The organism is Sphingomonas sp. OTU376, from assembly GCF_038440415.1.
In the GTDB taxonomy this organism is placed as follows: domain Bacteria; phylum Pseudomonadota; class Alphaproteobacteria; order Sphingomonadales; family Sphingomonadaceae; genus Sphingomonas; species Sphingomonas kyeonggiensis_A.
This window is the reverse complement of sequence record NZ_JASATQ010000037.1, coordinates 43487-49816: the sequence shown is the minus strand read 5'-3', so window position 1 is coordinate 49816 and position 6330 is coordinate 43487. Positions and strand designations below refer to the sequence as shown.

The window sequence follows — 6330 nt, the reverse complement described above, 5'->3', positions numbered from 1 at the left end:
CCCCCCCCCCCCCCCCCCCCCCCCCCGGGGAACTTGTACTCTTTGTGCGATGCGCCATCATGCGGCCCGATGGCGATCGGGGGCACGCTTTGACCAGCACGGACGCGCATGCCCGGCGCCGCAACGTTCGTTTCTGGCATGCCTTCATCTGGCTGCTGGTCGGCGCGGTGAGCTATGCGGTGGCGCTGGCGGTCGCGGTGCTGCTCTATCCCGATCCCAAGGACGTGCTGGCGCCGGTGATCGGGCCCAGCCTGTATCTCACGCCGTTGTTCGGCATGCCCTATCTGTTCGCCAGCGCCCGGCAGCGCGGCTGGGTGCGAAGGGTGGTCTATTTTTCCGCGGTGCTGACTTGCGCGCATGTCGCGGCCAACTATCTCGCGTGGCGGCATGCGATGCTGAGTTACTCGTTCGAGCCGGGCACCCAGACCTGGGTGCGTGACCTGGGCACCGGGGCGGTGGGTGGCCTTGCCGGCGGCGTGCTGGCGCTGATGCTGCTGGTGCCGCTGCGCCTGGCGCCGTTCACCGCCGCCAGCCGGGCGATCATCCTGTTCGGGATCGCGGCGCTGACCGTCTTGGGGGCATGGGGCATGGCCGAGGGGCTGCAGCTGACCAACGCGCTCGAATATGAACTCAAGTCCTCGCGCTTCGTCTTCTGGTTCGAGTGCGTGCATCTGCCCTGGCAGGCCTGTCTGGCGTTTTTCCTCGCCTGGCTGATGCGGCTCGGGCGGCGGGCCTAGTTGGCGTGATAATGGTGGAGAAGGAAGCGGTTCCACCCGCGTTTCGTGCGGCTCTCCACCGCAAAGTCGAATCCCTCCCCCAAGCCGGGCCAATATGCAAAGCGCGCCAGCCCGGCCGGCATCTCCGCTTCGAAGGCGATGGCTTCCGGATGGATATCGCTGGCGTCGGCGAGCTTGCCCTGTGATCGCTTGCCGTCCGAAGTGAACGACCAGAAGGCAAGGGTGCCGTCACTGTCCTTGCCGAACAGCGCCATCTCCTCATAGCCCATGCCGCTCCACTGCGCGTCGAGCCGGATAAAGGCGCCATTCCAGATTCGCTCGAAACGGCGGCTGCAATTGGCCTGGCTCGCGGGTTCGGGGCCGCCCGGCCGTGCGGTCCAGCTGCCGATCAGCGGCGCGAGTGCGCCCAATGCGCCACGACCCTTTTTCCAGCCGTTCATCCCTGCTTCCGCATCAACAGGGTGTAGATTGCCAGGGCGATCGCCAGGCCGATGAACCAGGCCCAGGTATAGATCGCCATCCACAGCGCCCCTGCCGAGAAGATCGAAGGCACGGCGGTGGCCAGGAAACCGGGCAGGTTGGGCAGCAGGCCGGCCGCAAAGGCGATCAATGCCGCCGGGTTCCAGCCGCCGCGATAGCGATAGGCGCCGTCGGTGCGGTAGAGATCCGGGACCAACAGCTCGGTGCGCCGGATCAGCCAATAGTCGGCGATGAGGATGCCGGCGATCGGGCCGAGCAGCGCCGAATAGCCGGTGAGCCAGACGAAGATGTAGCCGCCGCTGGAGGCAAGGAGCTTCCAGGGCATCATCAGGATCGCAATGGTCGCGGTGATCATGCCGCCAGCGCGGTAGTTCACCTTCGACGGCCAGACCGATGAGAAGTCGTAGGAAGCGGAGACAAGGTTCGCGGCGATGTTGCACGAGATCGTGTCGATGCTGATCACCAGGAGGCCGAGCAGCACCAAGGGCCCCTCGAATCGGCCGGCGAGCGCGACCGGATCCCAGATCGCTTCGCCATAGATGGTCACGGTCGCGCTGGTGGTGATGACGCTGGCGAGCGCGATCAGGCCCATCATCGGCGGCAGGCCGATCAACTGCCCGATCAACTGGTCGCGCTGGGAACGGGCGAAACGGGTGAAGTCCGGAATGTTGAGCGCCAGCGTTGCCCAATAGCCGACCATTGCGGTGAGTGCAGGCCAGAACACCGTCCAGAACTGGCCCTGCCTCGCACCGCCGGGAGCAAAGGCCGACGGTGCGTTGAAGATCGGGCCTAGCCCGCCTGCGGCGTCCACGGCCCACCAGACCAGAGCGATGCAGACCAGGATCTTCACCGGTGCCGTCCAGGTCTCGAGCCGACGGATGGTCAGCAGACCCTTGCGCACGAAGAAAAGCTGGAATGACCAGAAGGCAAGGAAGGCGATCAGCTGGCCGATTCCGATGCCGAGCAGCGGTAGCTGAGCGCCGCGAAGGTCGCTGCCGAGTGCCACGCCGAGCAGGGTGAGCAGTGCTTCGCCACCGATCCAGGTCTGGATGCCGTACCAACCGCAGGCGACCAGAGCGCGGGCAAGGGCAGGAAGCCGCGCGCCGGCGGTGCCGAACGAGGCGCGGACCAGCACCGCATAGGGAATGCCGTGGCGGGCGCCGGCATGGCCGATCAGCAGCATCGGAATGAGGACGACAACATTGCCGAGCAGTACGGTCAGCGCGGCCTGGGCTGCGGACATGCCCTGCTCGACGAGCCCGGCTGCGAGCATCCAGGCCGGCACCGCGACGATCATCCCGATCCACAGCGCGGCATAGTGATACCAGGCCCAGTTGAGCTGTTCCGGCCCGGTGGGCGCAAGGTCGCTATTCCAGAGCTTCTCGTCCGCCACGCTTCCCCCCGAAATGCCGGCTCCAACGCGCTGGAATGTCGCCCGATCTTCGCTGCGCTGCAAGATCGACTTTTGTTGACGCGACTCAAGATGAGGCGCACCCTCGCTGTATTAGCCGGATAAAGGAGTTGTCCTATGTCTGATGCTGCAATCCTCGCGGACGAAGACCCCCGCGAGTATCATTCGTCGTTCAATCTTGCGCTCGATTCCGCTGCGGGCACGGCTTTCAAATGGCTCGTCCTTGGCCATCTGTTCTTCATAGCGGCGTTGTGCGTGCTCACCTTGGCGAATGTCGCCAACGGAGCGGTGTGGATCACGCCGTTGCTTACTTTGCCCCTCGTCTGGGCCGGGCGAGGCCACAAGCTGGTGATGAAGATCGCCGTGCTGATCGTCGGGCTCACCTTCGCACATTGGGCGGCCGCCCAATTGGCGAACCAGGTCAGCCTGTCGACCGATCCGATGCGGTTCGGCCTGATCGGCGGCGGTGTCGGCTCCGGGTTGGCGCTGCTGTTCGTGCTGGGCAGCGGACTTGGCCGGCCGGGGATCGCCACGGCAATCTTCGCGGTGTTCGGCACTGCGTTGCTTGCGGGCCTCGGCGCGCTGGTCGTCTATCTCTACATGACGACCGTTACGGCAAACCAGGGCTTCCCCGGCGACTGGCTCCAGTTGCTCAAGATCTATGTGCCCTGGCAGATCGCCTTCGGCTTCGTACTGGCCAAGGTGCTGCGGCCCGATGGCGGGCTGATCGAGGAGTAACTTTCCCCCGGGCTCAGAGGAGCCCGGGTACGAAGCGCTTCACGCGCGCGGCATAGGCGTCATAGTCGGCGCCGAACTGTGCGCGGAGAAGCGCTTCTTCGCGCCGCACGCGCATCCAGGTCCCGATCCAGTAGAGCGGCACCGCGATCAGCAGGCCGCGCCAATGGCCGAGTGCCAGCGCCATGACGAGGATCCAGGCGAACAGCGCGACGTAGATCGGGTTGCGGATCACCGCGAAGGGCCCCCAGGTCACGAGTTGGTGATCGTCGCGGGTGCGCGCGACGATCGCCCAGTTGCGGCCCATCGCCCGCGAGGAGGCGAAGAACAGCGCCAGCACGGCGCCGGCAAGCAGCAGTACGGCGATCGCGGCGCCGTCCGGCGCCCCGAGGATCAGCTTGAGCGGACCAAATCCCACCGCGAAAAAGGCGAGCCCCTGTACCGCTACGCCCAGCATCGAGCCCGAATCGCGTTCGCTGGTGACCTCGCTGCCCGCTGGACCGCGCCTGGCCTTCGCAATCAGCAGCATCACGATCCAGACGAGCAGGCTGCCGGACAGGATGGCGACCGCATAGATACTGGTGGGCTCGGGATGGACCAGTCCGATCATCGATCACCTCCGATAGGCGTAGCGCTGAAACGCATCGACCGCGGCCGAATATTTGAGGATGCGCGAATCCGGATCGACGATGACATGCGCCCCGGCGGGCACGGTCAGCGTCGCGGTGCCGCCCGGCATCTCGACCTTCTTCACCTTGCCGTCGATCGACACTTCCACCGGCAGCGGGAAGGGCTTGTTGTTCTGCACTTCCCACTTGAGCGTCAAGCTATCGCCCTGGCGCTGCTCGACCAGCTTCGGCAGTTGGGCCTGGTAGAGATAGACGTCGAAGAACCATTGCAGGTCCTGGCCGGTCACCTGTTTCACATAGCCGATGAACTCGGGTGTAGTCGCGAAGCGCGGCTTGAAATTGCCGGGCTTGGGATCGGTCCGGCCATAGACGAGCAGGCGCGTGGCATCGAGGAACTTGTCGTCGCCGATCAGGTTGCGCAGCGTGTGGAGGATCCAGGCGCCCTTGACGTAGATGTCCTGGCCCGGTCCGCCATTGTCCTCTTCATAGACCTGCTCCTCGGTGCGGATCTGGCCCGAGACGATCGGCGCGTGGTTGGTGATCGAGAGGCGGAAATCCTCCATCATGATCGCATAGCGCGCCTCGCCCTCGCGCCAGCGGCCATAGAGCGGCTGCATGTACTGGGCGAAGCCCTCGTGCAGCCAGTAATCGTCCCAATTGCCGGCCGACACCTGGTTGCCGAACCATTCATGGCCGAGCTCGTGCTGGAAGATCTCGTCAAAGCCCGACGGGTATTGCTTGTAGTTGTTGCCGTAGGCGTTGATCGTCTGGTGCTCCATGCCGAGATGCGGGGTCTCAGCGACGCCCACCTTCTCGTCACCCCAGGGATAGGGGCCGATCACGCTCTCATAGAAGTCGAGCGACGGCGCGAACTCGTCGAACAGCTTCTTGGCCTTCTCGTCGCGGCCCGGCAGATACCAATATTGCATCGGGATCGTATTGCCGAAGCGGCTCTTATAGTCCGCCTGGAGCAGCTTGTAGGGCGCGATCTGCAGCGTCACCGAATAGGGATTGGGGCTGCGCGCGGACCAGTTCCAGGTCGAGCGGCCATCGGCAAGCTCGTCCACCTTCACCAGCTTGCCGTTGCCGGCGGCCTTCAGCCCCTTGGGCACCGTGATGTGCAGGTCGACCGTGTCCGGCTCGCCGCGCGGGAAATCGAGGCAGGGCCAGAACAGGTCGCAGCCATAGCCTTCGGCGGTGCTTGCGATCCAGGGCTGGCGGTCCGCCCCCGGCGTCTTCGCCCAGACCATGCCGTCATCCCAGGGCGCGCGCACGGCGACGTGCGGCGTGCCGCCATAGGTGATCTTCACTACCACCTTGCCGCCGGCCTTGAGCGGGTGGGGCAGGGTGACGGTGAGCCGCCCTTCCGGATTGCTCCAGTCCGCGGCGGTCAGCGCCTTGCCGTCCACGCTCACCGCGCTGACCGGCAGGTTCTTGTCGAGATCGATCTGCAGCGCCTTCTGGGCAATCGCGCTGGTGATGGTCAGCGTGCCGGTACCTTCGATGCGCTGCTTGTCGGGAAACACCTCGATTGCGAGATCGGCATGGTCGAGGTGCAGCGCGGCGCGCTCCGGACTGATCGGGCCGCCCGATTCCTGCGTGGTCGGGGTGATCGGCGGCTCGCCGGGCTTGATCGTCTGCGCGCCCGCGGAAGTGGTGACAAGCGCCAGGGTGGAGGCGGCGAGGAACAGGGACGTACGGATGAGAGCCTCCTTCAGGCGAGTTCGACGTCAAAGGCGTCGATCCGGAGATCAAAATCAAATGCTTTTTGCAGCACCTGGATGCGGGCAGGCCACGCGATCCTGTTTGGCGAGCGCACGCGACCCTCGAAGATCAGCTTCTCTTCGATCGTCGGGCCTCCGTCGGGAGAATCGACCTGATAGGTGCCTGTAGCAGGGCGGCCGTCGGCGCCCAGCGTGAAGCGGATATCGGGGAATCCCTCTCTCTGTGCGATCACATCGTTACCTTCGGCGCGCAATCGTGCGCCGACGAGAAGCAGATAGCCGTAGATGCCGAATTGCTGCAGCTCGTGCAGCGCCTGGGGAGCGGGCAGGGAGTCCGCTTTCCGGCCTGTTCCACGAACCCGCCGCTCGGTTCGACCGTCATCGTCCTGGCAGTCCAGGAGCCGTGCAGGGGCAACCAGCTACGGGAAATCGCCTGGCCAAAGGGAGTAACTCTCGTCTCGACCGCGATTTCCACAGGATTGTCCCGCATGCCAGTGTAGATGGTTGCTCGGCCATCCCACTTTAACACCCTGACGCGGCTCAATAATTTTCGTCCGCCCAGTGCTTCGATCGCCTGTTCGGCCAGGTCGGGGGCAGGAAAAATGCTTGCCCGT

Annotated in this window: 7 protein-coding genes; 2 read left to right on the top strand and 5 right to left on the bottom strand. The window is 65.0% G+C overall.

The window, feature by feature from the left end; all coding sequences use genetic code 11:
• Positions 1 to 89 precede the first annotated feature (89 nt).
• Positions 90 to 737 (top strand): hypothetical protein, encoded by a 648-nt coding sequence (locus AAHM44_RS15485; RefSeq protein ID WP_342250548.1) that lies wholly within the window; start codon positions 90 to 92, stop codon positions 735 to 737.
• On the opposite strand, the gene AAHM44_RS15480 is transcribed toward AAHM44_RS15485, so the two are convergent.
• Positions 734 to 1177, bottom strand: coding sequence for a hypothetical protein (locus AAHM44_RS15480; protein WP_342250547.1), 444 nt, complete (start codon positions 1175 to 1177; stop codon positions 734 to 736). The genes AAHM44_RS15485 and AAHM44_RS15480 overlap by 4 nt on opposite strands.
• Positions 1174 to 2610 carry an NCS1 family nucleobase:cation symporter-1 gene (locus tag AAHM44_RS15475; protein ID WP_342250546.1) on the bottom strand — a complete coding sequence of 479 codons (1437 nt, stop codon included), beginning with the start codon at positions 2608 to 2610 and terminating at the stop codon, positions 1174 to 1176. The genes AAHM44_RS15480 and AAHM44_RS15475 overlap by 4 nt, the downstream gene beginning before the upstream one ends.
• A 135-nt stretch (positions 2611 to 2745) precedes the next feature.
• Between AAHM44_RS15475 and AAHM44_RS15470 the strand changes: the two genes are divergently transcribed.
• Entirely contained in the window at positions 2746 to 3366 is a 621-nt protein-coding gene (locus AAHM44_RS15470) for a hypothetical protein (RefSeq protein WP_269574816.1), read from the top strand.
• A 13-nt stretch (positions 3367 to 3379) separates the two neighbouring features.
• On the opposite strand, the gene AAHM44_RS15465 is transcribed toward AAHM44_RS15470, so the two are convergent.
• Genes AAHM44_RS15465 through AAHM44_RS15455 form a run of 3 tightly spaced genes read right to left on the bottom strand, consistent with a single transcriptional unit; the run spans position 3380 to position 5970 of the window.
• Positions 3380 to 3973: a methyltransferase family protein gene (locus AAHM44_RS15465; RefSeq protein ID WP_342250545.1), complete on the bottom strand. Its 594-nt coding sequence runs from the start codon at positions 3971 to 3973 to the stop codon at positions 3380 to 3382.
• Positions 3974 to 3976: 3 nt separating this feature from the next.
• A complete protein-coding gene (locus AAHM44_RS15460; RefSeq protein ID WP_446745995.1) occupies positions 3977 to 5695 on the bottom strand; it encodes a M1 family metallopeptidase in 1719 nt (572 codons plus the stop codon).
• A gap of 11 nt (positions 5696 to 5706) precedes the next feature.
• Positions 5707 to 5970: a hypothetical protein gene (locus AAHM44_RS15455; protein WP_342250544.1), complete on the bottom strand. Its 264-nt coding sequence runs from the start codon at positions 5968 to 5970 to the stop codon at positions 5707 to 5709.
• Between the last annotated feature and the right edge of the window lie 360 nt (positions 5971 to 6330).

Coding starts and splice junctions, on each gene's coding strand:
- AAHM44_RS15480 (WP_342250547.1), bottom strand. CDS start 1,177: ATGAACGGCTGGAAAAAGGGTCGTGGCGCATTGGGCGCACTCGCGCCG.
- AAHM44_RS15470 (WP_269574816.1), top strand. CDS start 2,746: ATGTCTGATGCTGCAATCCTCGCGGACGAAGACCCCCGCGAGTATCAT.
- AAHM44_RS15465 (WP_342250545.1), bottom strand. CDS start 3,973: ATGATCGGACTGGTCCATCCCGAGCCCACCAGTATCTATGCGGTCGCC.